The following is a 26,912-nucleotide window of genomic DNA, read 5'->3' as shown; positions in this document are numbered from 1 at the left end:
AGCCCGCGACTCGTCGTGAGGTCGAACGGAGTGAGACCAAACGACGAGCGCAGGACCGTCTTCCTTCGTTCGAATCTCGGCGTTCTCAGTTTTCGGAGCGAGCAACGCGAGCGACGAAAACTGAGTGCTCGACAACGAGCGAAGCGAGTTGTCGGTGGCCCCACTACACCACCTTTTTACTGCGGAGGGGTGCCTGTCGGCACCCCTCCTTGCAAAAAGCTGGACCAAAAACACCTGCTGGCTCACTGCGTTCGCCAGCAGTGAAACGCCTCGCTACGCTCGGCGTATGCTCTACAAAAATCACAGAACATTGTGAGCCAGTCTGCTGGTGCTCTCTTCTCAGTAAAGAACACCTATGAAACACCGATCCGTGACGATCTCGCCGCCGCGATAGAGCGCGCGATTACAGAGGTCGAACGGCCCGGCATCGCTCGACATTACCCAAAGAACCGTCGTATCGGTGTCTGATCGACTACCTCGGTGCGTACGCCGTCTGGGACATGCCGAGCGGGTCGCTCGGTCCACAACCGCGCGACCTCGAAGCTGTCGAGGACGCTGCTCAGGATGGTGATGAGTTGCCCGTGATCGATCGAGAGAACGATCCGCCGATTGTTGACGTGTGGTCCTGAGCGGGCCGACAGCACGAAACGCCGGAGGCAGTACCTGAAAGCCGCGCGCAGTATTGTCCCAGGCAGCCGACGAGCGAAGGAAACAGCACGAAAGCCCGGCAGCCCCTCCTTGTGCAACCGGAGAGCGAAGCGGTGAGGGCTGACTATATATTCGTTCATTGAGGGGATGTCCGCAGAGAGTAGGCAGTAACCCGTCTGAAACCGGTGTTCACCGGGTGAGAACGATTGATCTATGTTATATACTTTCGGATCCTATATAGTGTGTTCATGACACTGAAAAAATTATTCTTAGGCGAAGATCGTGATCTATCGTCAGTTGAGGTCGTCCTCGTGGTGGGGATCATCGCCATTCTCGCCGTGGTCATCGGGATGTTCCTGCTGAACATGGGGGCGGACTCGAATAGCCCGCCGAAGACCTACTGGGAGATGTATTCCCAGGACACCATGTCTCCCGGATCCATTACAGAAGATCGAGTCACCGTAATGCACGATGGCGGTGCTGCAGTCGCTGTCTCCGAGTTCGTCGTCGACATCGGTGGCACCGAGTATGCGCTGGCGGACTTCGAGACACCCACCGGGAGTTCTCTAAAGACCGAACTCAAACCCGGCGGGAAGGTCCGGATCTCCGCAAGCAGCTACACCGGTTCCGGGAGTGTCTCCAACGAGTTCAGTGGCACACCGATACGTCTCGTCTGGGAGAACCCGGACACCGGCGATACCCACATCGTCAAGCGTATCACCCCGAACTGACGCAGCATTACAAACCAGCCGTCTGTTTCGTTTCAGACGCTTGCAACACGTGATTCACATACTTCCAACCACGTGAACGGTTGCGTCCCGCGGGTGGCCTCACGGACCCGCAGGCGCGTTTTGGCGGTCGTCCATCGCGGGCTACACACCGGCCAGATCTGCCCGTTGTGGGCGCGGATTCGGGCGTCGTGGTTGCCGGCGAGACGTCCCGTTCTTCGCTCAGAGACGAGCGCAATCCCATCCACCCCCGCTGGACGATCGGGGAATGAGTGTACACTCCCGACCGGTCTCCACACAACTGTTTTCCTGTCCTCGACAGAGGCGCACCCGGAGATCCTTCCAGCGACCGACTCACTCTCCCGCTCAATCGCCGACTAGCATTTCCAGCGCAGTGTGGATGTGATATTCGACGTTTTCGTTCTCGGTCGCGTTCAGCGCGCTCCGGAGGTGGTCCTCGACAGTGACTGCCGATTTCTTGCCCGCTGGCGATAACGTCTCTCCTCGCTCACTCTCCATAGGGAGAGCTACGGGACGAACTCAGTATAGGGTTTCCCTCGAAATGCTTCGGCATTTAAATGGGTCGACTTCCCTGTCTATGACTTCCGGACTCCATTCCGTCGAGCATCGAGACTTCGAGCCAGCGCCGGAATGACTCCTGGTGACTACTTTCGACTGTCCGGTCTCTCGCCGACATCGTTCCCTTCCCGTAACTCACCGAACCGTCGTGACGGGGACGGGCGATCGGCGGAACACTTTCTGGGCGACGTTGCCCACGAACAGCTGGTCGGCCAGCGACCCGCTGTGACTGCCGATGACGACCGTATCGAAGTCAGCTGCACGGGAGACGATCACCTTCGCCGGCGTTCCCCACCCGACTTTGGTTTCCACCTCGGCGTCGTACTCGTCGGCTATCTCGCGAGCCCGGTCGAGTACCGCCGCGGCGAGTTCCTCTGCCGCCGCCTGGACGTCGTCTTCGAGCGCCAGTCCGACTGCCTGTCCCATCATCGGCGAGGGCTCGCCGACGACGTGCAGTACAGTCACCTCGGCGTCGGGATGTGCCTCGAGAGCGTATCTGAGGGCCTTCTCGCCCATCTCGGAGTCGTCCATCGCCACGAGGACGCGTTCGATCATACGGCTACTACGGCCGATTGCGACATAAGTCTATGAGGTATGTTCACGCACGTATCACACGCATCCAGAACATATACACCCGTCTCGCGGGAATAGACGAGTATGATCTCTATCCTCTTGCTCGTCGGACTCGCGACCGCCGGGTTCGTCGGGTTCAACATCGGTGGGTCCTCGACCGGTGTCGCCTGGGGCCCCTCGGTCGGCGCGAACGTCGTCAGCAAGACCGGCGCGGCGGCGTTGATGACCGGTTTCGTCTTCCTCGGCGGCTGGACGGTCGGTCGGAACGTCATCGACACGCTCGGCGGGCAGATCGTCCCGAAGGCGGCGTTCTCGATCGAAGCCAGCATCGTCGTGCTCACGTTCATCGGGCTGGGCATGCTGGTGGCGAACATCTACGGCGTGCCCGTCTCGACGTCGATGACGGCCGTCGGTGCAATAGCCGGTCTCGGCCTCGCGACCCAGTCTCTGGAGTGGGCCGTCCTGGGCGAGATCGCCGTCTGGTGGCTCATCTCTCCGGTCGTCGGCTTCTGGCTGGGCTCCATCGTCGGCCGGTACGTCTATCCGTACCTCGATCGGTACTTCGCGCTGACCCAGTCCGAGGGCTCGCTCGTCACTGTCGAGCGATCCGGCGGGGTTCCCACCCCCCGACTCGGTCCGGGGACGACGACCCGGGAATTCGTGAGTACGGTCGTCGTCTTCCTCATCGCGTGTTACATGTCCTTCAGTGCCGGCGCGTCGAACGTGGCAAACGCCGTCGCGCCGCTGGTCGGTGGCGGGCTGCTCGAGCCCGATATGGCCGTCATCCTCGGGACGGCCACGATCGGCATCGGGTCGTTCACCATCGCCCGCCGGACGATGGAGTCCGTCGGCAACGGGATCACCGACCTCCCGCTGCTGGCGGCGATGGTCGTGATGGTCATCGGCGCGACGATTACCACCATCGCGTCGGCGATGGGCATCCCGATCAGCCTGGCGCTGTCGACGGTCATGACGATCGTCGGCCTGGGGTGGGGGCGGGCGACACGACCGGCGACGGCGACTGAACTCGCCCGCGGGGAGATCGACGCCGACGTGTCGGTCGACGCCATCGCGACCGAGACCGACGACGAGGTGCCGGCCATCGGCGAGGAGTCCGGCGAGGACCTCCAGGGGGCTGGCGACCTCTTCGATCCGTCGGTCGTCGTCCGGTTCGTCGCCTTCTGGATCATCGGCCCGACGGTCGCGACGGCCCTGTCCTACGCCACGTTCGTCCTGTTACCGATCGCCGGGACTGTCTGATTGTCCCTGTCAGTAGGTGGGCCCACGTGTGCCCGGAAAACAGCGCGTCGCCGTCAGTCCTCGTAGAACCGATCGAGACCCAGGACTAGCCCGGCCCCGAGGACGACGAACGCACCGACCGCCAGGGCCATCCAGAGCCAGTGGGTCGCCGTCATCGCCGTCACGCCGAAGAACGTGTTCACGGGCGTATACAGCACGGCCAGGTGAAGGACGATCGAACTCGCGAGTGCCCCAACCAACCACGTATTCGAGAACAACGAGAGGCCGTAGGGCCACCGGAGGATCTGGGCCTGGATGACCTCCCCGAGGACGATGAAGGTGAACAGCAGCGTCTGGGCGACGACGAGATCGCCGCTCGCAGAGAGCCCGTGGAAGAACAGCGGCAGGCCGATCGCCGCGTAGATCAGCCCGAACGCCAGGATGATGATCAGACTGCGACGGTTGATCACCGGCTCGTCCGCACCTCTGGGCGGTCGCTCCATGATCCCGTCGGTCTTGGGGTCGACGCCGAGTGCCAGCGCCGGCAGGCCGTCTGTCACCAGGTTGATCCACAGCAGCATGACGGGCGTCAGAATCAGCGCCTGGGACTCGCTGGCGAACTGATCGGGGAAGAAGGCGCTGCCGAGCAACACGCCGAAGAACACCGCGAGCACCTCGCCGGCGTTCGCAGACAGCAGGAAGTTGACGAACTTCCGGATGTTGTCGAAGACGCCACGCCCCTCGGCGACGGCGTCTCTGATCGACGCGAAGTTGTCGTCGAGCAACACCATGTCGCTTGACTGCTGGGCGACGTCGGTCCCGCGTTCGCCCATCGAGACGCCGACGTCGGCCCGCTTCAGGGCGGGCGCGTCGTTGACGCCGTCGCCGGTCATCGCGACGTTGTGGCCGTGAGACAGCACCGCTTCGAGGACGCGGACTTTCTGATCGGGCGACATCCGCGCGAAGATCTCGACCTCCTCGACGGCCTCGGCGAGTTCGTCGTCGGAGAGGGCCTCCACTTCCGCGCCGGTCATCGCACCCTCGGGATCGAAGCCGACCTCCTCGCCGATCGCGATCGCCGTCTCGCGGTTGTCCCCGGTGACCATGACCACGTCGATCCCGGCCGTCCGACAATCGGCGACGGCGTCGGGGACCTCCTCGCGGGCGGGATCGATCATCCCCTGCAGGCCCAGAAAGACCATGCCGTCCTCGATCTCGTCTTCGTCTGCCTCGGGGTCGACGCCGGACTTCTCGGCGAACCCGAGCACGCGCAGGGCGTCGCTCGCGAAGGACTGGTTGCGATCGAGGATCTCCTGGCGGCGCTCGTCGGTGAGTTCGACGACCTCGCCGCCCGCACGGATCCGGTCACACCGCTGCAGGACGACCTCGGGCGCACCCTTCATGTAGGCGGTGGCGTCGTCGGTCACGACGGTCATCCGCTTGCGTGCCGAGGAGAAGGGGACCTCCCGCACGCGCTCGACAGTCGGCTCGATGCCGGCCTTCTCCGCGGCGACCTTGAGTGCGACCTCGGTCGGATCGCCGAAGAAGGCGTCGTCCTCGTCCGGTGGCGCACGTTCGGCGTTGTTACACACCGTTCCACACCGCAGGATCGCTTCGAGTGGATCGGGCTCGATCTCTTCGTCGTCGTGCTCGAACTCGCCGGTCGGGGTCGTCCCCGTTCCGGTCACGTCGTATTCGCGCCCGTTGGTGAAGATCCGCCGCACGGTCATCTCGTCCTCGGTCAGCGTCCCCGTCTTGTCCGTCAGGATGACGTCGACCGACCCCAGACTCTCGACGACCGGCAGCCGACGTACCAGGGCGTTCTTCGTGAGCAACCGTCGGGACCCCAGCGCGAGCGTCAGCGTCACGACGGCGGGGAGTCCTTCCGGCACCGCAGCGACGGCGAGCGTGATCGCGACAAGCAACGTCGAGATCGGGCCGGCGCTGGTAAACAGCAATTGAATGATCCCGACGAAGACGATGATCGCCATGATGCCGAGCCCGATCGTCCGACCGAGCTGATCGACTTCTTTCTGGAACGGGGTCTGGGTATCCTCGGTCTCGCTGAGTTGCTCGGCGATGGCCCCGACCTCGGTGTCCATCCCGGTCTCGGTCACGACGGCCTGTCCCCGGCCCCGGACGGCCGAGGTGTTCATGTACACCATGCCGGTCCGTTCGGCGATCGGTGTGTCTTCCTCGACGGGTTCGGTATCCTTCGTGACCTGAGCGCTTTCACCGGTCAGCGCCGACTCGTCGGTTTCGAGACTCGCGGACTCGACGAGCCGTGCGTCCGCGGGGATGGCGTCGCCGCCTTCGACGACGATCACGTCGCCCGGCACGACTTCCGCCGAGTCGACGACGTGACGTTCGGCCTCTCTGATGACGGTCGCGTCGGGCGTCGAGAGGTCTTTCAGCGCCTCGATGGACTTCTCGGCCTGGTAGTCCTGGACGAACCCGAAGATCCCGTTCGCGATCAGGATGAGCGCGATCAATATCGCGTCGACGTACTCGGGCTCGTGGCCCGGGAGTAACCCGACGCCCAGCGAGATCAACATCGCGAAGATCAGCAGGTAGATCAGGAAGTCACGGAACTGGTCGACGAAGATCGCGAGCGGCGATATCTCCTCGTCGTCGCGGATCTCGTTGGGGCCGTACTCCTCGAGGCGACGAGCGGCCTCGTCCTCGCTGAGGCCGTCCGGTCCCGAGTCCACGGCGTCGAAGACCGCCTCGGTGGTCTGGCTGTGCCAGGCCGTTTCCGTGGACTCCTCGCTCATCGTCCCTCCCGGGTGTCTGGCGACGAGTCTCGCCGTCGTCCATCCAATCTGTGGCTGTGCGTCGACGCCACGACACGCCTCGATTCACGGTCCGTCGGTGGTCCCGTCCCGTACATGCGACAATCGTCCACACCAACGCCGGAGGGGCTAATAAAACACACAATTCCACCGAGCCTCCGTCATCTGCCGGACAGACTCGCGCTACCGGGAGAAACACCCGTGAGCCGCCATCTCGGACGATCGTGCTCGAGGAGACCGAACGGTCCCGAAAACGGTCGATACGGCGGTATCCTGTCGGCTCACTCGACGTCGACGACAGGTGCGTCCCCAGCCACGCGCTTGACGCTCTCGATCCCGCGCTGGGCTCCCTGTTTGGCGGCGTAGCCTTCGGCGCTGTCCGCGATGATTTCGCCGTTGGAGGCGACCAGCCGCCACCGCCACTCGTCGGCGCGATCACGATACACCTCGAAGCGTGCCTGGGCTGTCATGGTCACGGAGGACTTCTCGGGCGAGCCACAAGAGCGTGGGGGGTTGGCCTGGGACGGTCGCTCTCGGCCCTGAGTCCTCAATTGACGATCATCGCAGTTTTCAGCCGGCTACAACAGGGCGCACCCTCAAGTAGCCTGACGTTCTGGGATCAGCTATGGGATCCGGCCAGCCGACTGTCGTCGGTGGTCGACGGGGTGGAACGCCGCCAGCCCGTCGACTGGATGACGTCTCGCCCGTCGGCGGGCCGGGTCACTCGGTACCGAGCGGACCGTCCCGCGAGGCCGACCCGAAATCAGGTGATATCACATGTGCCTAGGAATCCCGGGAGAGATCGTCGAGATAGACGGCAACGAAGCGCGCGCCGAGTTCTGGGACGTCGAGAAGACTGTCCGGATCGACGTCGTCGACGAGGACGTCGAGGTGGGTGATCACATTCTCAACCACGCCGGCTTCGCCATCAGAAAGATCCCCGACGAAGAGGTCGAGGAGACCATGGAGATCTACGAGTCGTTCCTCGAGGGCGACGAGGACGAAGCCTTAGACGAGATCGGGGCCGCCGAGGGCCAGCAACTCGGCATCGAGGGGCCATAGATGGCGACGAACGTCGAGAGCGGGGACGACGAACTCCAGTTTCGTGACCCCGAGAAGGCCGAACAGTTGACCGAGCGACTCCAGGCCCTGATGGACGACATCGGCGAGCCGGTCAACGTGATGCACGTCTGTGGCTCCCACGAGCAGGCCATCGCGAAGTTCGGTCTGCGTTCGATCCTGCCCGACGATCTCACCGTGCGGATGGGGCCGGGGTGTCCGGTCTGTGTGACCAACATGCCGGAGGTCGACGAGGCCGTCGCCTTAGCCGAGAACGGGAACATCGTCGCCACTTACGGCGACATGTTCCGCGTGCCCGGCACCGAGAAGAGCCTCGCCGACGCCCGAGACGAAGGTGCGGACGTCCGCGTCGTTTACAGCGCCAGCGAGGCCGCAGAGATCGCCGACGAAGAAGACGAGGATGTCGTCTTCTTCGCGACGGGCTTCGAGACGACCGCCGCGCCGACCGCCGCGGTCCTCGCCGCGGACCCGCCCGAGAACTTCTCGGTCCTGTCGGCACACAAGTACGTCCCGCCTGCGATGGAGATCGTCGCCGAGATGCCCGACACCGACGTCGACGGCTTCCTCGCGGCGGGTCACGCCGCTGTCATCACTGGGTACGGTCTCTTCGAGGACTTCGTCTCCGAGTACGACACGCCGGTGGTCGTCGGCGGCTTCGAGCCGATCGACGTCCTGTTCGCGCTCGTCCAGCTCCTCGAGTTCGTCCGTGATGACCAAGCGGGTCTCGCCAACGCCTACCAGCGGTGTGTCACCGAGGAGGGCAACGTCCCGGCCAAAGACGCGATGTGGGACGTCTTCGAGGCCGAGAGCGGCGAGTGGCGCGGGATCGCCGAGATTCCCGACGCGAACCTCGTGCTCAGCGACGAGTACGCCGACTTCGACGCCCGCGAGCGCTTCGACATCGACGTCGACCCGGGGGCGGCCGACCCGCTGACCGAGCAGTGCATCTGCGGGGACATCATGGCCGGGAAGGCCGACCCCGACGAGTGTGAACTCTTCGGCGAGGAGTGTACGCCCCAGGACCCCGTCGGGGCGTGTATGGTCTCCAGCGAGGGGACCTGCAAGATCTGGCTCGAATACGGCGGCCAGCCGGACCTCTGAGGTGACCCATGACTGATACAGACGACGTCGGCGAGGACGACACCGCCGCGAACGACGACGCCGAGAACGGCACTGACACTACAGACGGTTCCACCGCCGACGAGGCAGACGGTTCCACCGCCGAGGAGACAGACGGCTACACCGCCGACGAGGCAGACGGTTCCACCGCCGACGAGACAGACGGCTCCACCGCCGAGGAGACAGACGGCTACACCGCCGACGAGGTCATCACGTACGCCCACGGCGCGGGCGGCGATCAGATGACCGACCTCGTCGAGAACCTGGCCGTCTCTCGCTTCGCCGACGCGGAGGCGGACGTCGGGTTGGCCGCACTCGACGACGGATCGGTCCAGCCCATCGACGACGAGCACTCGGTCGTCGTCACGACCGACAGTCACGTCGTCTCCCCGCTGTTCTTCCGCGGGGGCGACATCGGGCGGCTGGCGGTCTCGGGCACGGTCAACGACCTGGCGATGATGGGCGCGACCGACCCGCTGGCGTTGAGTAGCTCGCTGATCATCGAGGCCGGCACCCCGAAGACGACCGTCGAGGCCGTCACCGAGTCGATGCAGGCGGCCTGTGCGGAGGCCGGCGCGACGATCACGACCGGCGACACGAAGGTCATGGGTAGCGACGAGATCGACACGCTCGCGATCAACACGACGGGCGTCGCGATCGTCGAGCGGGGCACACACGTCCCCGACGCCGGCCTCTCGGTCGGTGACAAACTCATCGTCTCGGGGACGGTGGGGGACCACGGCATCTCGCTGCTCTCCGAGCGCGAGGGCTTCGACTTCGGCGGCGATCTCGAGAGTGACGTCCAGCCGGTCAACGACCTGGTTCGGGCGGCGATGGATGCCGGCGACGTGACGGCGATGAAAGACCCCACGCGAGGCGGACTCGCGACCGTGCTCAACGAGATGGCCGAGAAGGCCGACGTGGGCATAGACGTCGACGAGCAGTCGATCCCGGTCTCGGGGGCTGTCGCCTCGGCCGGGGAGGTGCTCGGGATCGAACCGTACGACGTGGCTTCGGAGGGCGTCGCCGTCATGGCCGTCGACAGTGCGGACGCCGACGCGGTGCTCGCGGCGCTTCGGGAGCACCCGAAAGGCACGGACGCCGCGATCGTCGGTGACGTCGTCGAGGACCACACCGGCCAGGTCGTCTTAGACACTGGCTTCGGCCGGCGTTACCTCACGCCACCGGAGGGCGAACAACTCCCCAGGATCTGTTGACATGCACGAGTTCTCTATCGCGACGCAGGTACTCGAGGCTGCCCAGGAGGCCGCCGCGGAACACGGAGCCGATACCTTCGAAGGCATCACGGTCTCGGTCGGCGAGGCGAGTCACGTCAACCCCGACCAACTCGAGACCTGTCTGGAAGCCGCGGCCGATTCGACGATCACCGACGGCGACCTCGACATCGAACTCGGGACCGAGCCCGCCTACGCCGAGTGTGCGTGTGGCTGGAGCGGCGAACCCGACGAGATCGACCGGGCGCTCGCCTACGCGCCGAACTTGACTTGCCCGGCGTGTGACGAACGCCTGGAACTCCAGCGTGGCAACGAGTGTCGCCTCATGAGCGTCACGCTGCCCGAGACGGCTGACGGGGGAGACGCCAACGATTCGCCGGACGCGAACACGGCCAACTGAATACGTATTCAATTTCATACAATGTACCACACTCACCGACACCCACGCACGGACGCACCGTCGATCGACCGTCTGCTCGACCGCCTGCTGGGAGAGTCCGGCATTCTCGGTCCGCTGGGTGCCCATCGGATGGGCCACGGCGACGACCACGACCACGGCGATAGTGACGCCGAAGCGGACATCCTCGCACAGTTCGAAGAGCAGGCCGAGAACCTCCACGAGCGAGTCGTCCACGACCACGGCGTCTTCGTCGCGGAGTTCCTCGGCGCGACCGGCAGCGGCAAGACACGACTCATCGAGCGCCTCATCGAACGAGCGCCCGACGACGAGGAGATCGGTGTGATCGTCGGTGACGTCGCCGGCGAGGACGACGCGACCCGATTCCGGGAACTGGGCGTTTCCGTCGCCAACGTCAACACGGGCAAGGAGTGTCACCTCGACCCCGGCCTGGTCGAAGGTGCTTTCGAGGACTTGGATCTGGACGCGCTCGATACGCTCTACATCGAGAACGTCGGCAACATGGTCTGTCCGGCGGACTTCCCGCTGGGCGCACAGGCCCGCGTGCTCGTCGTCTCCGCGACGGAGGGCGACGACGTCGTGCGCAAGCACCCGCTGCTCTTCCAGGCGTGTGACGGCGCGGTGATCAACAAGGTCGACATCGCCGGGGCAGTCAACGCCGACCTCGATACGATGGAGGGCGACGTGAGCGAGATCGCCCCCGAGATGCCGACTTTCCGGACCAGCGCCGAGCACGGCGACGGCCTGGACGCACTGGCGGCATTCCTCGACGAGCGCGGCCACGTCCACGCGAGCGATCACGAGGCCTACGTGGCCGAGACGGCTCACGGACATTCCCACGAGCATACCCACGCCGACGGGCAGACTCACGAGCACGAACACACCCACGAGAACGCTCACGACCACACCCACGCCGACCAGGACTAATCGCGGCCGACTGTCGCTTTCTTCAGGCGCTTCCCGGCTCTTGCCCGGCCAGCGGGCCGAGTTTGAGACCGACGACGACCACGACCAGCGCGACTGCCAGGCCGACCTGAAGGAGCATTGCGGTTTCGATGGTCGTCGCGTCGGCGACCACCCCGACGGTAGCCGGCGCGATGAAGAACCCGGTCTGGGCGGCGACGTTGGCGACGACGTTGACCGGGCCGGTAACGGACGGCCGCGATTCGATGCCCATCGAGATGAGCGTCGGGAACAGTCCCGAGATGAAAAACCCGATCACGAACACGAGCGCGAGCAGTCCGGTCCCGGACGCGAGAACCAGCGCCGCGTACATCGTGACCACGAGGACGACGCCGACGCCGACGAGCAGGTCGGTGAACCGATAGCGCTCGGCCAGATAGCTGAAGGTGAGTCGCCCGGGGACGTACGCTGCGAGGTAAATCGACAGCGTGAGGTTGGCGATATTTTCGCTGAACAGTCCCTCCGCGTAGTAGGGCAGCCAGTTGAAGAAGACACTCTCCATGCTGCCGACGAAAACGAGGGCAATCGCCATACCGTAGATCGCGGGTTCCCGGAGCAGGATCTTCACGTCATCCAACGCGAGCGATTGCTCGTCGTCGAGTGACTCGGGACGGTCCAATCGCCAGAGCGCGACCAGGACCGGGACCAGCGCGATCGCGAGTACCAGGTAGGTAACGCGCCAGGGAAACTCCCACATCACGGCCGTCACCAGCAGCGGTCCGAGCGTCGCGCCGACGGCCCAGACCATCGTGTGCAGGCTCAACACGCGGGCTCGCGAGTTCGGATACAGGTGACTCAGGACCGACCGGTCGAGCGACCGGAAGATGCCCGTCGAGAAACTTCGGATACCGATGAAGGCGAGCAGGAGGAGGTACGTCGGCGAGAGGCCGAGTACGAGAACGCTGGCGATCGTCGCGGCGACGCTGATGGCGAGAAAGCGCTTGATGTCGATACGGCCGCTCGCCGTCCCGAAGACGACCATCGCGAGGACGAACCCGACGGTCCCGACCGGCGTCACCAGCCCGAGGTAGCTCTCGCCGACGGTGAAGACGTCTCCAAAGACCGGGACCAGCGCACCGCGGGCCTGAATGAGTGCGCCGTCGATGGCGACGAACGCGAACAACACCACGATCCAGTCTCGCCTGACGTCCTCGTCACTCACTGGTTGACCCTCCTGACGGCGCGTAGGTAAACGTACTGAAATGCGTCGCTATCCAACGGTTTGCTGACTCGTCGACGTGGTGTGACCTGTCCGTTTGCATACTGGGGTATTTATCATGAGACGGCCGAGGCAGTCCCGGTCGGTCCGAGTTCGAGGACGACCATCACGAGCGCGAGCAGGCCGGCCAGCCCGATCTGGACCAGGATCGCGGTCTCGATCGACGTCGCGTCGGCGAGGACGCCGACGATTACCGGTGCCGTGGAGAACCCGATCTGGGTTGCGACGTTGGCGACGACGTTGACGGGTCCCGAGAACGACGGCATCGCCTCGATCCCCATCGAGATGAGCGTCGGGAACAGGCCCGAAACCAGGAGGCCGACGCCGAAGATCGAGCCGAGCAACACGTAGCCGTTCGCGCCCGAGAACGCGAGGTAGGTCAGCCCGGTCAGGAGCACGGTCGTCACCACGAGCAGGCGCGTGAAGCTGAACCGGTCGCTGAGTCGGCTGAACAGCCACCGTCCGGGGACGTACGCCGCCAGGTAAATCGAGAGGACGACTCCCGTGATCCAGCCCGAAAAGGTCGCGTCGGCGTAGCTCGGCAGCCAGGTGAAGTAGATGCTCTCGATGCTGCCGACGAACACCAGCGCCACGACCATGCCGTAGATGCCTGGCTTCGCCAACAGCGGACGCAGATCGCTTAGCCCGAACGACCGCTCGTTCGTGGTCCCGGTCGGCGCGTCGAGTCGCCAGATTAGCACGAAGACGGGCACGGTCAGCGCTGCGAGCACCAGATAGGTCGCCCGCCAGGAGTACTGACTCACGATCGCCGTCACCAGGAGCGGTCCTGCGGTCGCACCGATCGCCCACGTCATCTCCTGGAGGTTGATCATGCGAGCCCGTGACTCCGGGTAGAGGTGACTCAACGTCGGCCGATCGAGGGCCCGAAAGACCCCCGAGGCGAGACTTCGCATCCCGACCAGACCCAGCAACACGAGAAAGCCCGGTGCTGCCCCGAGCGCGAGCAGCGACACACCGGTCAACGCGACGCCCGCGAGCAGAAACCGCCGCACGTCGACCCGTCCGCTCGCCGATCCGAGCGTCAGCATCGCCACCAGGTACCCGACGGTCCCGACTGGGGTGAGCAACCCCAGTTGACTCTTCGAGACACCGAAGAACGTCTCGAAGGTCGGGACGAGCGCGCCACGTGCCTGGATCGTCGCACCGGTGATCCCCACGAACAGGAAGATCGCGATCACCCAGTACGTACGATTATCTATTTCTTCCACAATTTTTGTTTCTCGCTCGCCGAGTTAAGCGCGTTGAACTTCGGGCGGCAGATTCAACATCGCGGGCGGCCGCGTAGAAGTGATGAGCGAACGGACGCACGTGACGGTCTCGGTGACGGGGGTCGTTCAGGGCGTGGGGTTTCGCCCGTTCGTCTACCGGACTGCGACCGAAAACGACCTCGCCGGTCGGGTGAAAAACACCGGCGACGGCCGCGTCGAGATTGTACTCGATGGTCTGCAAGCGGACGTCGACGGTTTTCTGTCGGCGCTTCGGACCGATCCGCCGCCGCTTGCTCGCGTCGAGAACGTGGTGGTCGAAGCCAGCGAGCCGGCGGGCCTCGACACCTTCGAGATCGTCGATTCGACGGATTCGAGCGGTGGCTCGGGCTCGATCCCGCCCGACACGGCGATGTGTGACGCCTGTCTCGAAGACCTGCGTGATCCCGAGTCCCGGTTTCACGACTACTGGGCGACCGCCTGCGTCGACTGTGGCCCACGCTATACGGTCATTCGGGAATTGCCCTATGACCGTCCAACCACGTCGATGGACGACTTTCCGATGTGTGCGGACTGTCGCGAGGACTACGAGGAACCGAGCGACCGCCGGTATCACGCCCAGACGATCGCCTGTCCCGGGTGTGGGCCGACGCTCTCGCTGCTCGACGGCGACGGGAGCGCCCGCGCCGACGGTGACGACGCCATCGAACGGGCTGGTGATCGACTCGCCGACGGCGACCTCGTCGCGATCAAGGGCATCGGCGGAACCCACCTCGCCTGTGACGCGACCGACCCAGCCGCCGTCGAGGCACTCCGCGAACGGACGGGTCGCCCCGAGAAACCCTTCGCCGTGATGGCTCCCGACCTGGCGACGGTCGAATCGTTCGCCGCTGTCTCCGACGACGAGCGGGCGGCCCTGCGTGACACCCGCCGCCCCATCCTGCTGCTCGACGGCCGGCGAACGGATCGACCGCGCTGGCTCGACGCCGTCTCGCCGGGACTGCATACCGTCGGCGTCATGCTGCCGTACTCCGGGCTCCACCACCTGCTGTTCGATCACGTCGACGGACCACTGGTGATGACCAGTGCCAACATGCCCGGCGTGCCGATGGCGACCGACCGCGCGTCGATCCTCGCAGATCTCGATGGCGTGATCGACGCTGCGCTCGTCCACGATCGCGAGATCGTGATGCGATGTGACGACAGCGTGGCTCGGTACGCCGGCGGAAATCGGCGGTTCGTCCGGCGCTCGCGCGGGTGGGTGCCCGAGTCGCTGCCGTCACCGGCCGAGACTGATCGGGACGTCCTCGCCCTCGGCGCGGAGTTCGACGCGACCGTCGCGCTCACCCAGGACGGCGACGTCGTCCCCTCGCAGTATCTCGGCGACGTGGACAACCCCGAGACGGTCGAGTACCTCCGGGAGACTGTCTCACACCTCCGGAACCTGCTCGGCACTGATCCGGACGTCGTGGCGTCTGATCTTCACCCCGACTTTCTGACGACCAGGGAGGCCCAGAAGTACGCCAGCGAGGGGGACATGGCAGGACCCGTGCAGGTCCAGCACCACCACGCCCACGCCGCCTCGCTGCTGGCCGAACGCGAGCGCGAGCGCGGGGTCGTGATCGCTGCCGACGGGACGGGCTACGGACCGGACGGATCGATCTGGGGCGGGGAAGTTCTCGACGCGACGCTGGCTGATTTCGAGCGCGTCGGCGGTCTCTCGACGTTCTCCCTTCCCGGGGGGACGGCCGCGATCGAGCAGCCGGCTCGCAGTCTCGCAAGTCTGCTCGACGACGAGGCTCGGATCGACGAACTCCTCGTCGACCGTGGTGCACTCGCGACCGAGAGCGAGGCGGCGACGGTCCGCCGACAGGTCCAAGCCGGCGTCAACACGCCGGCGACGACCAGTGCCGGCCGACTGCTCGACGCGGTGAGCGCGCTGCTCGATGTCTGTACCGACCGCTCCTACGAGGGTGAACCTGCGATGAAACTCGAAAGCGCAGCGGTCGACGGGGCTGTCCTCGACTACGAGATCCCCTTCGGGACGCGAGACGGGAATCGGGTGGTCGATACCCGGCAGTTCGTCCGCGATCTCGACGCCCTGGCTGGCGATCACTCGACTGGCGACGTCGCTGCGACGGCCCAGTGGGCGCTGGCGCGCGGACTCGCCGACGTGGCCGTGGGAATCGCCGCGGACCGCGGCGTCGACGCCGTGGGATTCACCGGCGGCGTCGCGTACAACGACGCGATCACCCGGACGATCCGCGAACGGGTCGAGGCGGCCGGGCTAGACTTCCTCGGCCACGACCGCGTCCCGCCCGGCGACGGCGGGATCGCGTATGGGCAGGTAGCTGTCGCCTCGGTCCGGGACTGAAACGCTCGATTCAGATTCTCTGTTCGATCAGCCCCTCCACCTGTCGAAAGAGGAGATAGACGGGGATAACCGAGGTGAGCACCGCGAATGATCGGTTTTCGTGGGCCGGGTCGTGTTATCGTCGAACAAACAATGGATTTTTAACAAAAGCGGGCGGGAGTTACCAATCATGTTCGATGTCTCCCGGGAGGACATCGTCGGCGGCCCCCTCCCGCGCGTGCTGGTCGTGCTCGCGGTGCCGCTGGTCGTACAGAACTTCGCCCTGGTCGCCCAGGAGGTCGTCGACCTGTTCTGGGTGGGGCGACTGGGCGGGACGGCCGTCGCCGGGGTCGGCCTCGCCGCCGTTCTCGTGGGTCTGTTGATGGTCCCGTTCATGATGCTCTTTACCGGCACGCAGGTCGTCACCTCCCAGCGCGTCGGTGCCGACGACGAGGCGGCCGCCCGGCGGGTGCCCTTCACCGCCGCCGCCCTCGCGATACCCCTCGCCGCCGCCGTCGGCGTCGTCGTGTCGATCGGAGCCGAACCCGTCGTCGCGTTGTTCACCGACCAGGCCCAGGTCGCCACTTACGCCGTCGCCTACCTCACCGCCTACATTCTCGCGCTGGTGACCACCTCGCTGTCGGACACCCTCGAGGCCGGCTTCACCGGCTGGGGCCAGACCCGCGTCGCGCTGTACGTCAACGCCGTCGCGATCATCGTCAACGTCGTGGTGGATCCACTGCTCATCCTCGGGTACGGACCGTTCCCGCGCCTGGAGGTCTTCGGCGCGGCGCTCGCGACCGGGATCGGCTACGGCGTCGGCGCGCTGTTCGCCGTCGCGCTGGTGGCCCGCGGTCGCGACGGGTTCCGGCTCACGCGGGACGCCGTCCGCCCGCACCTCGGGACCGCTCGCGAGGTCGTCGCCGTCGGCGCGCCGATCGCCGGCCAGAACGTCGGCCGGCAGGTCGCCCGTCTCGTCGTGATCACGGTGGTCTCCTTCGCCGGCGGCGCTGCGGGCCTTGCAGCCTACCACGTCGGCTCCCGCGTCGCGACTGTGGCTTTCGTCCCGGCCCAGGGCCTCGCTCAGGCGGCGACCAGTATTGTCGGCCAGAACCTCGGCGCGGAACACCTCGAACGCGCCCGGCGGGCGACCTGGATCGGCGTCGCCATCGCCGCCGTCGGCCTGGGCGTCTTCGGCGTCGTCCAGTGGCTCTTCCCCGAAGCCATTGCCCACGTCTTCGTCCCGGACATGGCGGGGACGGACCTCGCATACACCGTCGCGTACCTCCAGATCCTCGCCTACGGCTACTGGGCGCTGGGCGCGATCTACACCGTCGAGGCCGGCTTCAACGGTGCCGGCGAAACGTCGGTGAGCATGGTCTCGACACTGGCCCAGTACTGGGCCGTCCGCGTCCCAATCGCTGTCGTCGGCGTCTACGTACTCACCTTCGACGTGACCGTCGTCTTCTGGGCAGTGACGCTCTCGAACGTCGCGGCCGCCGGCTGGCTGCTTGCCTATTTCGCCTACACCAGCCGCCGGGGGCTGTTCGAACGTGCCGCCGAGGCACAGCGGCCCGGGGCGGGCAAGAATACGGATGCTGAAGAGGGTGTTGCGGCCAGCTGAGCGGTGGTGTCGTGGGTTCGGACGACTGGCTGTTCCAGTCGCTACTCGAGGCCGAGATCAGCGAGCGAGTGGGTGTGCTGCCACGCGCCGGTCACCGCGTCGATTTCGAACGTAAGGACACCGTCCGTCAGTTCGAGTCGGACCGACTCCTCGTCGATCTCCGCGTCGTGAAGGTGGAGTTCGAGCGGCTGGTCGAAGTCAGCGACTGCGACCATCAGTTCACCGTTCGCTTCGAGCATCTCCTGGAGTTCGTCGGCTTCCATTGCGTTTCTCTATTGTATTTTCTGTAACCTAAAAGCTTCGATCGCGGAATGGGAATTTTATTTTCCGCATACGAAAGTCGGTCTTCTTTCCTTATATCGCCCCGCTCGTGAACGAAATCCAGACTGTATGCTGGGGTTCCCTTGGTTAGAATGAGCTTATCAATATTGCTAGGATTGTCTGAAACGTGCTCAATTCCGAATGAACTGTCGTTAATCACAGCTGGATACTTTCAAATAATGCACATGAAAATTTAAAATTGAGTGTCTGAATTGATTTATACAGTCGGCGGTGGTGTAGAAGTCTTCACACACCCTGAGCTGCGTGATCTCTATTTTGAGTGAGACAGGCTTCCGCCCGATATGAACCGATATTGCCCTCCGAATATCTGGGTGATTTATACGATTCCGGTGATCGAAATTCGCCGAGTCAGGCCTTGAGAACTATTCTGCACCACCGTCTTATACAGTCTGGAGTATCTTCTCCTCCTGAAAATGCTGAATATCACTTTTGAGTTCTCTCTTCGATACTTTGTCCGATGTCGGGAGAAACTGCAACTGGTGGACAAGTAGAACATCACGCCGAAACAGACGGTGTAACCCTAATGGAGGGAGAATCCGTCTTCGAAAATAGACGTCCAAGCTGGACACTTTGGTGGAAACAAATTGGGCTTGCTGTACTAGTTTTACTGGCAGGGATCGGCGGAGACGCTGCAATCGGTGGAATTGTCGGGGCAGGGTTGGTCTTTGGCTATGTCGTGTTTTCACGAGCACAGTCGAGATACATCGTCACTGACGAACGGATCAAGGGCAAAATCGGCGTTCTTTCAAAAGAGGAAATGGAATATCGTATCGCTGATATACGAAGTATCGGATCTTCACAAAGTATCTTCGAACGGTTAGTTGGGCATGGTACTATCGAATTTCAATCTGGCGCGAACAACAAACTAATCTGGCACGGTGTCCCTGAATACAAAGAAGTGACAAACACTGTCCGTGAACAACAGCGGCAATACGAATAACAATGTCAGACAGTCCATCATTCGTCGTCCGCGGCTTTTGGTTTCTTTTTGTAGGGTGGTGGTTGACCGGTATCGTTCTTTCAGTAGCCTGGCTCCTCAACTTAACAATCATCGGCTTGCCAGTCGGTATTAAACTGATTAACAAAGCTCCGTATACGTTAACATTGAAGAAACTTGGATCAGATGAAGAACTTGAAACTGTTGAAATGGGAGCGAGCAGCGGAAGTTCCCCGAGTCTCGTTATTCGCGGGGTCTACTTTGTCCTCGTTGGTTGGTGGGCAAGTGGTATACTGACGGCTGTAGCTTATCTCGTAAGCTTGACCGTTATCGGATTGCCTATTGGAATAAAATTATTCAATTACTTGCCTTATGTTGTCTCGTTAAAAAAGTACTAGCTGAAACTCAGATATCTAAAATATATAATTTTTTAACAGTAGATTTTCGCGGCATACGGACAGATAGGGCTGTTTTTCCCGTTCTGGCGCCTTGGATTTCGACGTTTCATAGCCTCTCTCGGAGTCGATCGACAGCGACACTCCGAAATCTCATTCGCTCCGACTGACGATTGGGCAGGACATTACCTCAGCGTCGAGGGACGACCGATGGTCTCAGTCTCGCTTGACGGCCGGATTGCTCACCGCGCCGTTGGCCGCCGAGTCCAGGTCGCGGCCGTACTTCGCGAGGACGCCCGACTCGTATGCGGGCTCGGGCTCGTCGCGCTCGTCGAGCCGCCGGTCGATCTCGTCGTCGCTGAGGTCGACTTCGAGCGTCCGCTCGGGAATGTCCACCGTGACGGTGTCGCCGTCCTCCAGGGCTCCGATCGGCCCGCCGACGAAACTCTCGGGGGCGACGTGACCGATCATCGGTCCCCGCGTTCCGCCGGAGAAGCGACCGTCCGTGAGGAGTGCAACGTCGTCCTCGTGACCCTGTCCGACGACGGCGGCCGTGACGCCGAGCATCTCCCGCATTCCGGGGCCACCTTTCGGCCCCTCGCCCCGGATCACGATCACGTCGCCGGACTCGATCGACCCCTCCTGGACGTATTTCATGGCTGCCTCCTCGTCCTCGAAGATCCGGGCCGGGCCCTGGTGGTGGAACTCGTCGTTGCCCGTCGCTTTCAGCACCGCGCCGTCGGGCGCGAGGTTCCCGGTGAGGATCTTGATCGCGCCCTCGGGTTCCTTGGGCTCGTCGATCGAGTAGAGGAAGTCGGCGTCGATCTCGCTCTCGGGCGGGAGCCGACCCACCTCCTCCAGATACTCGATCTCCTCGGCCAGCGTCCGGCCGGTGATCGTCATGGCGTCGCCGTGCAGGAGGTCCGCCTCCAGGAGTCTGCGGAGCACGACCGGCACGCCGCCGATCTCGTGGAGGTCGTTCATCACCTTCTCGCCGCCGGGCTGGAGGTCGGCGATTTTGGGCGTCCGCCGAGAGATATCGTCGAAGTCCTCGATCGAGAGGTCGACACCGGCCTCGGCGGCCATCGCCAGCAGGTGGAGCACGGCGTTGGTCGAGCCGCCGATCGCCGTCTGCAGCGCGATGGCGTTCTCGAAGGACTCCCGTGAGAGGATGTCCGACGGGCGACGGCGCTCCTCGATGACCTCGACGACGAGTTCGCCGGTCTCCTCGGCGACGTCGTACCGGGACTCGTCTTCGGCAGGCGGGGAGGCGCTCCCCAGCGGCGCGAGGCCGATGACTTCCGAGATCGAGGCCATCGTGTTGGCGGTGAACATCCCGCCACAGGATCCCGCGCCGGGGCAGGCGTTTCGCTCGAGGGAATCGAGTTCGTCGGCGTCCATGTCCCCGGAGGCGTAGGCACCGACGCCCTCGAAGACCTGGACGATGGTGACGTCGCGGCCGTCGTGTTGGCCCGGCATGATCGACCCGCCATAGAGGAAGACCGATGGGAGATCCGTCCGGATCATCGCCATCATCATCCCGGGCATGTTCTTGTCACACCCGCCGATCGTGACGAGACCGTCGACGCGCTCGCCGAAGGCCACGAGTTCGACGGAGTCGGCGATGACCTCACGGGAGATGAGCGAGGACTTCATCCCCTCGGTGCCCATCGAGATGGCGTCGCTTATGGTGATCGTGCCGAACTCGACGGGCATCCCGCCCGCCTGGTCGGTCGCGTCCCAGGCCGCCTCGGCCACGTCGTCGAGATGGACGTTACAGGGCGTGATGTCGGCGGCGGGGTTGGCGATGCCCACGAGCGGCGACTCGAAGTCGCCGTCGTCGTAGCCCATCGCGCGGAACATCGCCCGGTGGGGTGCCTTGTCTGGCCCCTCGGTGACGTCGGTACTCGGCAGGTCCTCGTCTTTGTCGACGGAGAACCGGTCGTCCTTTGACATGCCCTAAGGGAGCCCCGGAGTGAGTAAAAAGGGCCCGGTGGGGCCGATTGTTTCCGAGTTCGGGTATCGCCCGCCGTCGTCAGTCGCACTGGCTGCTCGATCCGGGCACAAAGGTACTATGGTTGGCCGCCGTATGGCCCGTATGGCGGTCGAACGGCCGGACGAGATTCGTGTCCTGCACGTCGACGACGAACCGGACCTCGCGGCAGTCACCGGCGAGTATCTCCAGCGCGAAGACGACCGGATCACGGTCGGGACCGCGGCGAGTGCGAGCGAGGGGCTCGACGAACTCGCCGAGGAGACTGTCGACTGCGTCGTCTCTGACTACGACATGCCCGGCCAGGACGGCATCGAGTTCCTCGAAACAGTCCGCGAGGAGTACCCGGACCTTCCCTTTATTCTCTATACTGGGAAGGGCTCAGAGGCAGTCGCCAGCGACGCGATCGGCGCTGGCGTAACGGATTATCTCCAGAAAGAGTCCGGGGCCGACCACTACCGGTTGCTGGCCAACCGGATCGTGAACGCGGTCGAGCGGTATCGGGCGGGCGAGCGCGTCGAGCGGGCCGAACGACGCTACCGAACGCTGTTCGAGGAGATGAACGAGGGGGCGGCGTTACACCAACTCGTCTACGAGGGGGGCGAGCCAGTCGGCTACGAGATCCTGGAGGTCAATGGGAACTTCGAGACGGTTCTCGACATTTCGGCGGAAGCGGCCATCGGGCGGCGAGCGATCGACGTCTACGACGTCGAAGAACCGCCGTACTTCGATCGATACGTCCAGGTCGCCGAAACCGGTGAGTCGATGGAGTTCGAGACTCACTTCGAACCGCTGGGCAAACACTTTCACGTCTCGGTGTTCTCTCCGCAGACGGGCCAGTTCGCCACGGTCTTCTCCGATGTCTCCGAGGAGAACGCTGTCGAGGCCCGGTTATGTCGGGAGCGGGCGCTGTACAACGCACAGAGTGAAGCCACACTCGATGGCCACCTCGTCGTCGACGACGATCGGACGATCGTGTCGTACAACTCCCGACTCCTCGAGCTCTGGGACATCCCCGAGAACCTCATCGAAAGCAGGGACGACGAAGCCGTGCTCGATCACGTAGTCGAGAAAACGGCCGATCCCGACGAGTTTCGGACCCTGGTCGAATCCCTCTACGACCAGCCCAACGCCGAGAGCAGAGACGAGATCGAACTCACCGACGGTCGCTGGTTCGATCGCTATTCGACGCCAGTTGTTGGCGCGGACGGGACTCGCTATGGGCGTCTGTGGGTGTTCCGGGATATTTCCGACCGGAAGGCACGAGAGCGGGAGTTGTCCCGACTCTCCGAGCGCCTCGAACTCGCCGTCGAGGGGGCGAACCTGGGCGTCTGGGACTGGGACATGACCACCGACGACGTCGAATTCAACGAGCAGTGGGCCGCGATGCTTGGCCACTCCACCGAAGAGATCGAACCGCACCTCGATGCCTGGGAACGTCGCGTCCACCCCGATGACCTGCCGGTGGTCGAAGCGGCCCTCGAGGCCCACATCGAAGACGAAACGCCGCTGTATGACACCGAACACCGGATGAAGACGGCCGACGGCGACTGGAAGTGGATTCGGGACATCGGCCGTGTCGTCGAACGGGACGAGAACGGCGAGCCACGCCGTGCCGTGGGGATCCACCTGGACATCGACGACCGCAAGCAACGGGAACAGCAACTCCGGCTGTTCCGGCAAGCGGTCGAACAGACTGCCCACGCCGTCTACATCACCGACGTCGACGGAACGATCGAGTACGTCAATCCCGCTTTCGAGCCGGTAACCGGCTACACAGAGACCGAGGCTCTCGGGAACGACCCGAGCATTCTCAACTCAGGGGAATACGACGAGACGTTCTACGAGGATCTCTGGGAAACGATCACCGACGGCCAGCGATGGCGTGCGGAGATGATCGACCGGGACGCCGACGGCGACCGGATCGTCCTCGAACAGTCGATCGCACCGATCACCGACGCGGACGGCGACCCGACGAAGTTCGTCGCTGTCGCCCAGGACGTCACCCAGCGCAAGGAGGCCGAACGCGAACTCGAACGCGCCCGCGCGCAACTCCGCCAGGTCATCGACCTCGTGCCGGACCTGCTTTTCGCCAAGGATCGCGATGGTCGCTTTCTGTTGGCGAACGAGACGACTGCCGACGCGTACGGACTCTCCTCCGCGGAAGTCGAGGGCAAACTCGAGTCAGCCATCATCCCCGATGTCGAGGATGCCGAACAGTTCCGCGAAGACGACCTCGCTGTGATCGAGTCGGGTGAGCCGATGGTCGTGCCTGAGGAAGAGCTGACGACTGCTGACGGCGAAACCCGCATTCTCGAGACGACGAAGATCCCCTACGAAGTCCAGGGCAGCGGCGAGGATGCCGTTCTCGGGTACGCCCGGGACATTACGGAACTCATGGAGTACGAGCGGGAACTCGAGGCCCAGCGGGACAACCTCGAAGTCCTCAATCAGGTCGTCCGCCACGACATTCGCAACGAACTCCAGCTCGTCGTCGCCTACGCGGATCTCCTGCGCCGAGACGCCGATGGGACCGAAAGCGACTACGCCGAGACCGTCCTAGAAGCGGCCCGCGGTGCTGTCGACATCATCGAGACGGCACGCGACGTGACCGAGATCATGCTCCAGTCTGACGCCGATCCGACACCGGTCGACCTCCCGACGGTCCTCCTCGAAGCGGTCGAGGACCTCCGCTCGCGGTACGAACGCGCCGTCGTGACCGTCAAGGAACCCCTCCCCGACGTCGAGGTGCTCGCCGACGACATGCTCGCGTCCGTCTTCCGGAATCTGCTGACCAACGCCGTCAAGCACAACGATAGCGATGTCCCTGAGGTCACCGTCACGGCTCGCGCCGAGGGCCACGTCACGGTCAGCGTCGCCGACAACGGTCCAGGAATCCCCGAAGAACGTCGGGACGCCATCTTCGACCAGGGCGAGACCGGCCTCGACAGTACCGGGACAGGACTCGGCCTCTATCTGGTCGAGACGCTGGTCGATCGCTACGGCGGGACGGTCACGGTCGAGGACAACGACCCCACGGGCTCGGTCTTCGTCGTGACACTCCCGGTCGCGGAGTGAGTCCGCGACCATCGAATACGGCCAGCGATCAATTACGGAAATCAAGGAGAAAGCCCCGCCCTGCAGGGCGCGGAGGATGTCACGTGTCGGACTGTGGCCGGGTCCGATCAGCGGCGAGATACGTTTCTTCGAGGTGCTCGAGAATGCTGTCGACGATGGTCGGGTCGTACGTCCAGGCACCGTCGAAGCTTCCATCGCCCCGCTCTTCCGCGAGGAGGGCACACTTCTGGACGCCCTCGCCACCGCCGTCGAAGACGACGAACCAGGTCTCGGCGATCTCGTCGTTCCCGACGGCGTGGACTGCACCGTCGATCTCCGGTGTGGGCACGTCGGGGACGCCGTAGATGTGCACGTCGACGCCTCGCGCCGCGAGGTCGGCGTAGATCGGCTGCTGGTCGGCCACCAGCGAGAGGCGCTGGAACCCGGCGTGGATCGTCCCCCCGCGAACACGTCGCGCACGGTCCTCGATCTCGCGGGTGGTGTAGAGCATCTGCTCGGTGTCGCGGGAGGTGAAGGTCGTCTCCTTGAGATACCCGAGGATCGGTTCGTAGTCGCCGTCCGCGATCCCGATGGCGTCCGCCCCGGACGGGACGCCCGCGAGTAACTCCCTGAGGGTCGCGACCGAGACCACCGAGAGGACGGTCCTGCGTTTGGCGAGGACGGCGACGCCCGTCGGTCTCCCCGAGGCGGTCGTCTCGGCCCGAATACGGACGTTTTGCGTCCGGAAGTACTCGCGAAGCTCGTCGACGATCGACCCGTCGGCCTCGTCGTTGAACACGACGAGTTCCTTCTCGTGGTCGCCGATCGCCTCGAGGATCTGGGCGAGCGTCATTGCGTGTGACAACGTCGGTGGCCCACAAATACTTACAGGCTGTCGAGGCGAAAGCCTCGCCGTTTACGGCGTTGACGAGACGCGAAGCGTCTCGTTCGCACACCAGAAATCTTTGATTTCTGGGGACGGGGATGAAGCCGACAACTCTGAGCCAATCTATGTGACTACACTCTTCCAGAGTTTTATATTCAATCACGACATAGGTACGACCACACCGAGGCGGCTTCGCCGCCCAATTAAACGGATAATATCGGGATTCGGACCACGCCATATCTGAAGGAATCCCCTTCGGGCCGCTGGCTGTGGATTCCGAGACAAGGTAACTCTGAATCCCCATACCGAGGATAGGAGTAACGGCGGCTTGGCCCCGTCCTCAGAAATCTTTGATTTCTGATGTGCGAACGAGAACGGAGTTCTCGTTAACGCCAGGAGTCTGGTCATACCGACCGGCCTGCAAACCTGAAACTCTCAACGTGGGAATCTTCGCCCTTCTGGGCGGAGAGGAGGTCAACCCTGTTCGTCCCTGGAGGGGAGCCTTCAAGGATCCGCTGGCAGTATTCTCACCCCATGACGCGCGTCTCGATCGGGGCACGACTCCACGCCGGCTTCCAGAACCTCTCGCTCGCCCGCGATCGGCTCTACGGCGGGATCGGATGGGCGATCGACGAACCGCGGCTCGTCCTCGACGTCGAGCGGGCCGAGGAACTCGTCTGCCCGGACGAGGCCGTCGAACCGTACGCCCGCCGGGCGATCGAGGCGCTGGACGTTCCGGGGGCCGAGATCACCGTCGAGCAGCGCTTCGACCGCCACGCCGGGTTGGGCAGCGGGACGCGACTCGCGCTCGCGTCGCTGGTGGGGATCGCCGACGTCTACGGCCGCGAGGTCGACGTCCGAGAGCTCGCCCCAGATCTCGGCCGCGGCGGTCGCAGCGGCGTCGGAATCGCGACGTTCCGCGACGGTGGCTTCGTCGTCGACGGCGGCCATCCCACCGAGCGATTTACCCACAGTCCGCCGGAAACGGGGGCCTGGCGGACACCACCAGTCATCGCCCGTCATCCCATTCCGGACTCCTGGCGGTTCGTCCTCGTCATCCCGGACGCCGACGCCGGCCAGAGTGGAAGCACGGAAGACGCGAGCATGCGCTCGACCGTCGAGCGGGCCGATCCGGGCATCGCCGACGAGATCGCCCCGCTTCTGACCCAGCGGCTCCTGCCCGCGATCGCCGAGGGGGACCGCCGAACGTTCGGCGAGGCGATCACCCGACTCGGCCGACTCAACGGCGCGTGGTACGCCGACGAACAGGGCGGCGTCTACCGCCCGCCGGCCGGTCGGCTGATCGAGTCGTTCTCGAACGTCTCGGGCGTCTCCGGCGTCGGCCAGTCCTCCTGGGGGCCGACGGTCTATGCGATCGCAGATACGGCGACCGCCGATCGCGTTCGGGAAGCAGCCACAGACGCACTCGCCGATCTCGACGTCGACGGTGCGGTCCGCGTCACGGGGCCGGACAACACCGGCTATCGACTCGAAGACGGGTGAGGC

Annotated in this window: 22 protein-coding genes; 13 read left to right on the top strand and 9 right to left on the bottom strand. The window is 64.2% G+C overall.

Going from position 1 to position 26,912, the window contains the following annotated elements:
* Positions 1-896: 896 nt before the first annotated feature.
* Positions 897-1,379, top strand: coding sequence for a type IV pilin (locus HTIA_RS09525; RefSeq protein ID WP_008526477.1), 483 nt, complete (start codon positions 897-899; stop codon positions 1,377-1,379).
* A 363-nt stretch (positions 1,380-1,742) separates the two neighbouring features.
* Here the strand turns inward: HTIA_RS09525 and HTIA_RS16850 are convergent, their stop codons facing one another.
* On the bottom strand, positions 1,743-1,895 hold the full coding sequence (locus tag HTIA_RS16850) for a hypothetical protein (protein ID WP_008526476.1): 153 nt from the start codon (positions 1,893-1,895) through the stop codon (positions 1,743-1,745).
* A 195-nt stretch (positions 1,896-2,090) separates the two neighbouring features.
* Positions 2,091-2,510, bottom strand: a complete 420-nt coding sequence (locus HTIA_RS09520) for a universal stress protein (protein WP_008526474.1) — start codon at positions 2,508-2,510, stop codon at positions 2,091-2,093.
* 102 nt (positions 2,511-2,612) lie between these two features.
* Between HTIA_RS09520 and HTIA_RS09515 the strand changes: the two genes are divergently transcribed.
* Complete coding sequence (locus HTIA_RS09515) at positions 2,613-3,788, top strand: inorganic phosphate transporter (protein ID WP_008526472.1); 1,176 nt, start codon at positions 2,613-2,615, stop codon at positions 3,786-3,788.
* Positions 3,789-3,841: 53 nt separating this feature from the next.
* Here the strand turns inward: HTIA_RS09515 and HTIA_RS09510 are convergent, their stop codons facing one another.
* Together HTIA_RS09510 and HTIA_RS09505 are read right to left on the bottom strand one after the other, a co-directional pair.
* Positions 3,842-6,541, bottom strand: a complete 2,700-nt coding sequence (locus tag HTIA_RS09510; RefSeq protein ID WP_008526470.1) for a cation-translocating P-type ATPase — start codon at positions 6,539-6,541, stop codon at positions 3,842-3,844.
* Positions 6,542-6,840: 299 nt separating this feature from the next.
* A complete protein-coding gene (locus HTIA_RS09505) occupies positions 6,841-7,029 on the bottom strand; it encodes an HVO_2922 family protein (RefSeq protein ID WP_008526469.1) in 189 nt (62 codons plus the stop codon).
* Positions 7,030-7,336: 307 nt separating this feature from the next.
* On the opposite strand from HTIA_RS09505, the gene HTIA_RS09500 reads away from it, so the two are divergent.
* Genes HTIA_RS09500 through hypB form a run of 5 tightly spaced genes read left to right on the top strand, consistent with a single transcriptional unit; the run spans position 7,337 to position 11,338 of the window.
* Positions 7,337-7,621, top strand: a complete 285-nt coding sequence (locus HTIA_RS09500; RefSeq protein WP_008526467.1) for a HypC/HybG/HupF family hydrogenase formation chaperone — start codon at positions 7,337-7,339, stop codon at positions 7,619-7,621.
* Positions 7,622-8,740 carry a hydrogenase formation protein HypD gene (hypD, locus tag HTIA_RS09495; RefSeq protein WP_008526466.1) on the top strand — a complete coding sequence of 373 codons (1,119 nt, stop codon included), beginning with the start codon at positions 7,622-7,624 and terminating at the stop codon, positions 8,738-8,740.
* 8 nt (positions 8,741-8,748) lie between these two features.
* Entirely contained in the window at positions 8,749-9,975 is a 1,227-nt protein-coding gene (gene hypE / locus HTIA_RS09490) for a hydrogenase expression/formation protein HypE (RefSeq protein ID WP_008528089.1), read from the top strand.
* 1 nt (position 9,976) lies between these two features.
* Positions 9,977-10,393 carry a hydrogenase maturation nickel metallochaperone HypA/HybF gene (locus tag HTIA_RS09485; protein WP_008526458.1) on the top strand — a complete coding sequence of 139 codons (417 nt, stop codon included), beginning with the start codon at positions 9,977-9,979 and terminating at the stop codon, positions 10,391-10,393.
* Between the two features lie 21 nt (positions 10,394-10,414).
* Positions 10,415-11,338, top strand: coding sequence for a hydrogenase nickel incorporation protein HypB (gene hypB, locus HTIA_RS09480; protein ID WP_008526457.1), 924 nt, complete (start codon positions 10,415-10,417; stop codon positions 11,336-11,338).
* 22 nt (positions 11,339-11,360) lie between these two features.
* On the opposite strand, the gene HTIA_RS09475 is transcribed toward hypB, so the two are convergent.
* Together HTIA_RS09475 and HTIA_RS09470 are read right to left on the bottom strand one after the other, a co-directional pair.
* A complete protein-coding gene (locus HTIA_RS09475) occupies positions 11,361-12,536 on the bottom strand; it encodes an MFS transporter (RefSeq protein WP_008526456.1) in 1,176 nt (391 codons plus the stop codon).
* Positions 12,537-12,649: 113 nt separating this feature from the next.
* Entirely contained in the window at positions 12,650-13,822 is a 1,173-nt protein-coding gene (locus HTIA_RS09470; RefSeq protein ID WP_021029537.1) for an MFS transporter, read from the bottom strand.
* 82 nt (positions 13,823-13,904) lie between these two features.
* Between HTIA_RS09470 and hypF the strand changes: the two genes are divergently transcribed.
* Entirely contained in the window at positions 13,905-16,193 is a 2,289-nt protein-coding gene (hypF, locus tag HTIA_RS09465) for a carbamoyltransferase HypF (RefSeq protein ID WP_008526453.1), read from the top strand.
* 169 nt (positions 16,194-16,362) lie between these two features.
* Positions 16,363-17,796, top strand: coding sequence for an MATE family efflux transporter (locus tag HTIA_RS09460; protein ID WP_008526451.1), 1,434 nt, complete (start codon positions 16,363-16,365; stop codon positions 17,794-17,796).
* 41 nt (positions 17,797-17,837) lie between these two features.
* Here the strand turns inward: HTIA_RS09460 and HTIA_RS09455 are convergent, their stop codons facing one another.
* On the bottom strand, positions 17,838-18,059 hold the full coding sequence (locus HTIA_RS09455) for a hypothetical protein (RefSeq protein WP_008526449.1): 222 nt from the start codon (positions 18,057-18,059) through the stop codon (positions 17,838-17,840).
* Positions 18,060-18,595: 536 nt separating this feature from the next.
* On the opposite strand from HTIA_RS09455, the gene HTIA_RS15900 reads away from it, so the two are divergent.
* Both HTIA_RS15900 and HTIA_RS15895 read left to right on the top strand, forming a co-directional pair.
* Positions 18,596-19,078 carry a PH domain-containing protein gene (locus HTIA_RS15900; protein WP_079980322.1) on the top strand — a complete coding sequence of 161 codons (483 nt, stop codon included), beginning with the start codon at positions 18,596-18,598 and terminating at the stop codon, positions 19,076-19,078.
* A 2-nt stretch (positions 19,079-19,080) separates the two neighbouring features.
* Positions 19,081-19,473: a YccF domain-containing protein gene (locus tag HTIA_RS15895; RefSeq protein ID WP_008526447.1), complete on the top strand. Its 393-nt coding sequence runs from the start codon at positions 19,081-19,083 to the stop codon at positions 19,471-19,473.
* Between the two features lie 213 nt (positions 19,474-19,686).
* Here the strand turns inward: HTIA_RS15895 and ilvD are convergent, their stop codons facing one another.
* A complete protein-coding gene (gene ilvD / locus HTIA_RS09450) occupies positions 19,687-21,426 on the bottom strand; it encodes a dihydroxy-acid dehydratase (protein ID WP_008526445.1) in 1,740 nt (579 codons plus the stop codon).
* Between the two features lie 142 nt (positions 21,427-21,568).
* Between ilvD and HTIA_RS09445 the strand changes: the two genes are divergently transcribed.
* On the top strand, positions 21,569-24,541 hold the full coding sequence (locus HTIA_RS09445) for a PAS domain S-box protein (protein ID WP_008526444.1): 2,973 nt from the start codon (positions 21,569-21,571) through the stop codon (positions 24,539-24,541).
* 79 nt (positions 24,542-24,620) lie between these two features.
* Here HTIA_RS09445 and HTIA_RS09440 read toward each other — a convergent pair whose 3' ends face one another.
* Positions 24,621-25,373, bottom strand: coding sequence for a DICT sensory domain-containing protein (locus tag HTIA_RS09440; protein WP_008526443.1), 753 nt, complete (start codon positions 25,371-25,373; stop codon positions 24,621-24,623).
* 567 nt (positions 25,374-25,940) lie between these two features.
* On the opposite strand from HTIA_RS09440, the gene HTIA_RS09435 reads away from it, so the two are divergent.
* Positions 25,941-26,909 (top strand): beta-ribofuranosylaminobenzene 5'-phosphate synthase family protein, encoded by a 969-nt coding sequence (locus HTIA_RS09435; protein WP_008526440.1) that lies wholly within the window; start codon positions 25,941-25,943, stop codon positions 26,907-26,909.
* Positions 26,910-26,912 lie beyond the last annotated feature (3 nt).

Source organism: Halorhabdus tiamatea SARL4B, assembly GCF_000470655.1.
GTDB lineage: Archaea > Halobacteriota > Halobacteria > Halobacteriales > Haloarculaceae > Halorhabdus > Halorhabdus tiamatea.
Note: the sequence above shows the minus strand (reverse complement) of the source record. Positions and strands in the feature narration are given on the sequence as shown.

Excerpts from the sequence above, each read along its gene's own strand:
- HTIA_RS16850 (WP_008526476.1), bottom strand. The coding sequence starts at position 1,895 with ATGGAGAGTGAGCGAGGAGAGACGTTATCGCCAGCGGGCAAGAAATCG.
- hypE (WP_008528089.1), top strand. The coding sequence starts at position 8,749 with ATGACTGATACAGACGACGTCGGCGAGGACGACACCGCCGCGAACGAC.
- HTIA_RS09460 (WP_008526451.1), top strand. The coding sequence starts at position 16,363 with ATGTTCGATGTCTCCCGGGAGGACATCGTCGGCGGCCCCCTCCCGCGC.
- HTIA_RS09435 (WP_008526440.1), top strand. The coding sequence starts at position 25,941 with ATGACGCGCGTCTCGATCGGGGCACGACTCCACGCCGGCTTCCAGAAC.
- HTIA_RS09485 (WP_008526458.1), top strand. The coding sequence starts at position 9,977 with ATGCACGAGTTCTCTATCGCGACGCAGGTACTCGAGGCTGCCCAGGAG.
- hypD (WP_008526466.1), top strand. The coding sequence starts at position 7,622 with ATGGCGACGAACGTCGAGAGCGGGGACGACGAACTCCAGTTTCGTGAC.
- HTIA_RS09505 (WP_008526469.1), bottom strand. The coding sequence starts at position 7,029 with ATGACAGCCCAGGCACGCTTCGAGGTGTATCGTGATCGCGCCGACGAG.
- HTIA_RS15895 (WP_008526447.1), top strand. The coding sequence starts at position 19,081 with ATGTCAGACAGTCCATCATTCGTCGTCCGCGGCTTTTGGTTTCTTTTT.
- HTIA_RS09525 (WP_008526477.1), top strand. The coding sequence starts at position 897 with ATGACACTGAAAAAATTATTCTTAGGCGAAGATCGTGATCTATCGTCA.
- HTIA_RS09510 (WP_008526470.1), bottom strand. The coding sequence starts at position 6,541 with ATGAGCGAGGAGTCCACGGAAACGGCCTGGCACAGCCAGACCACCGAG.
- ilvD (WP_008526445.1), bottom strand. The coding sequence starts at position 21,426 with ATGTCAAAGGACGACCGGTTCTCCGTCGACAAAGACGAGGACCTGCCG.
- hypF (WP_008526453.1), top strand. The coding sequence starts at position 13,905 with ATGAGCGAACGGACGCACGTGACGGTCTCGGTGACGGGGGTCGTTCAG.
- HTIA_RS09440 (WP_008526443.1), bottom strand. The coding sequence starts at position 25,373 with ATGACGCTCGCCCAGATCCTCGAGGCGATCGGCGACCACGAGAAGGAA.
- hypB (WP_008526457.1), top strand. The coding sequence starts at position 10,415 with ATGTACCACACTCACCGACACCCACGCACGGACGCACCGTCGATCGAC.
- HTIA_RS09520 (WP_008526474.1), bottom strand. The coding sequence starts at position 2,510 with ATGATCGAACGCGTCCTCGTGGCGATGGACGACTCCGAGATGGGCGAG.
- HTIA_RS09455 (WP_008526449.1), bottom strand. The coding sequence starts at position 18,059 with ATGGAAGCCGACGAACTCCAGGAGATGCTCGAAGCGAACGGTGAACTG.
- HTIA_RS15900 (WP_079980322.1), top strand. The coding sequence starts at position 18,596 with ATGTCGGGAGAAACTGCAACTGGTGGACAAGTAGAACATCACGCCGAA.
- HTIA_RS09500 (WP_008526467.1), top strand. The coding sequence starts at position 7,337 with ATGTGCCTAGGAATCCCGGGAGAGATCGTCGAGATAGACGGCAACGAA.
- HTIA_RS09445 (WP_008526444.1), top strand. The coding sequence starts at position 21,569 with ATGGCGGTCGAACGGCCGGACGAGATTCGTGTCCTGCACGTCGACGAC.
- HTIA_RS09515 (WP_008526472.1), top strand. The coding sequence starts at position 2,613 with ATGATCTCTATCCTCTTGCTCGTCGGACTCGCGACCGCCGGGTTCGTC.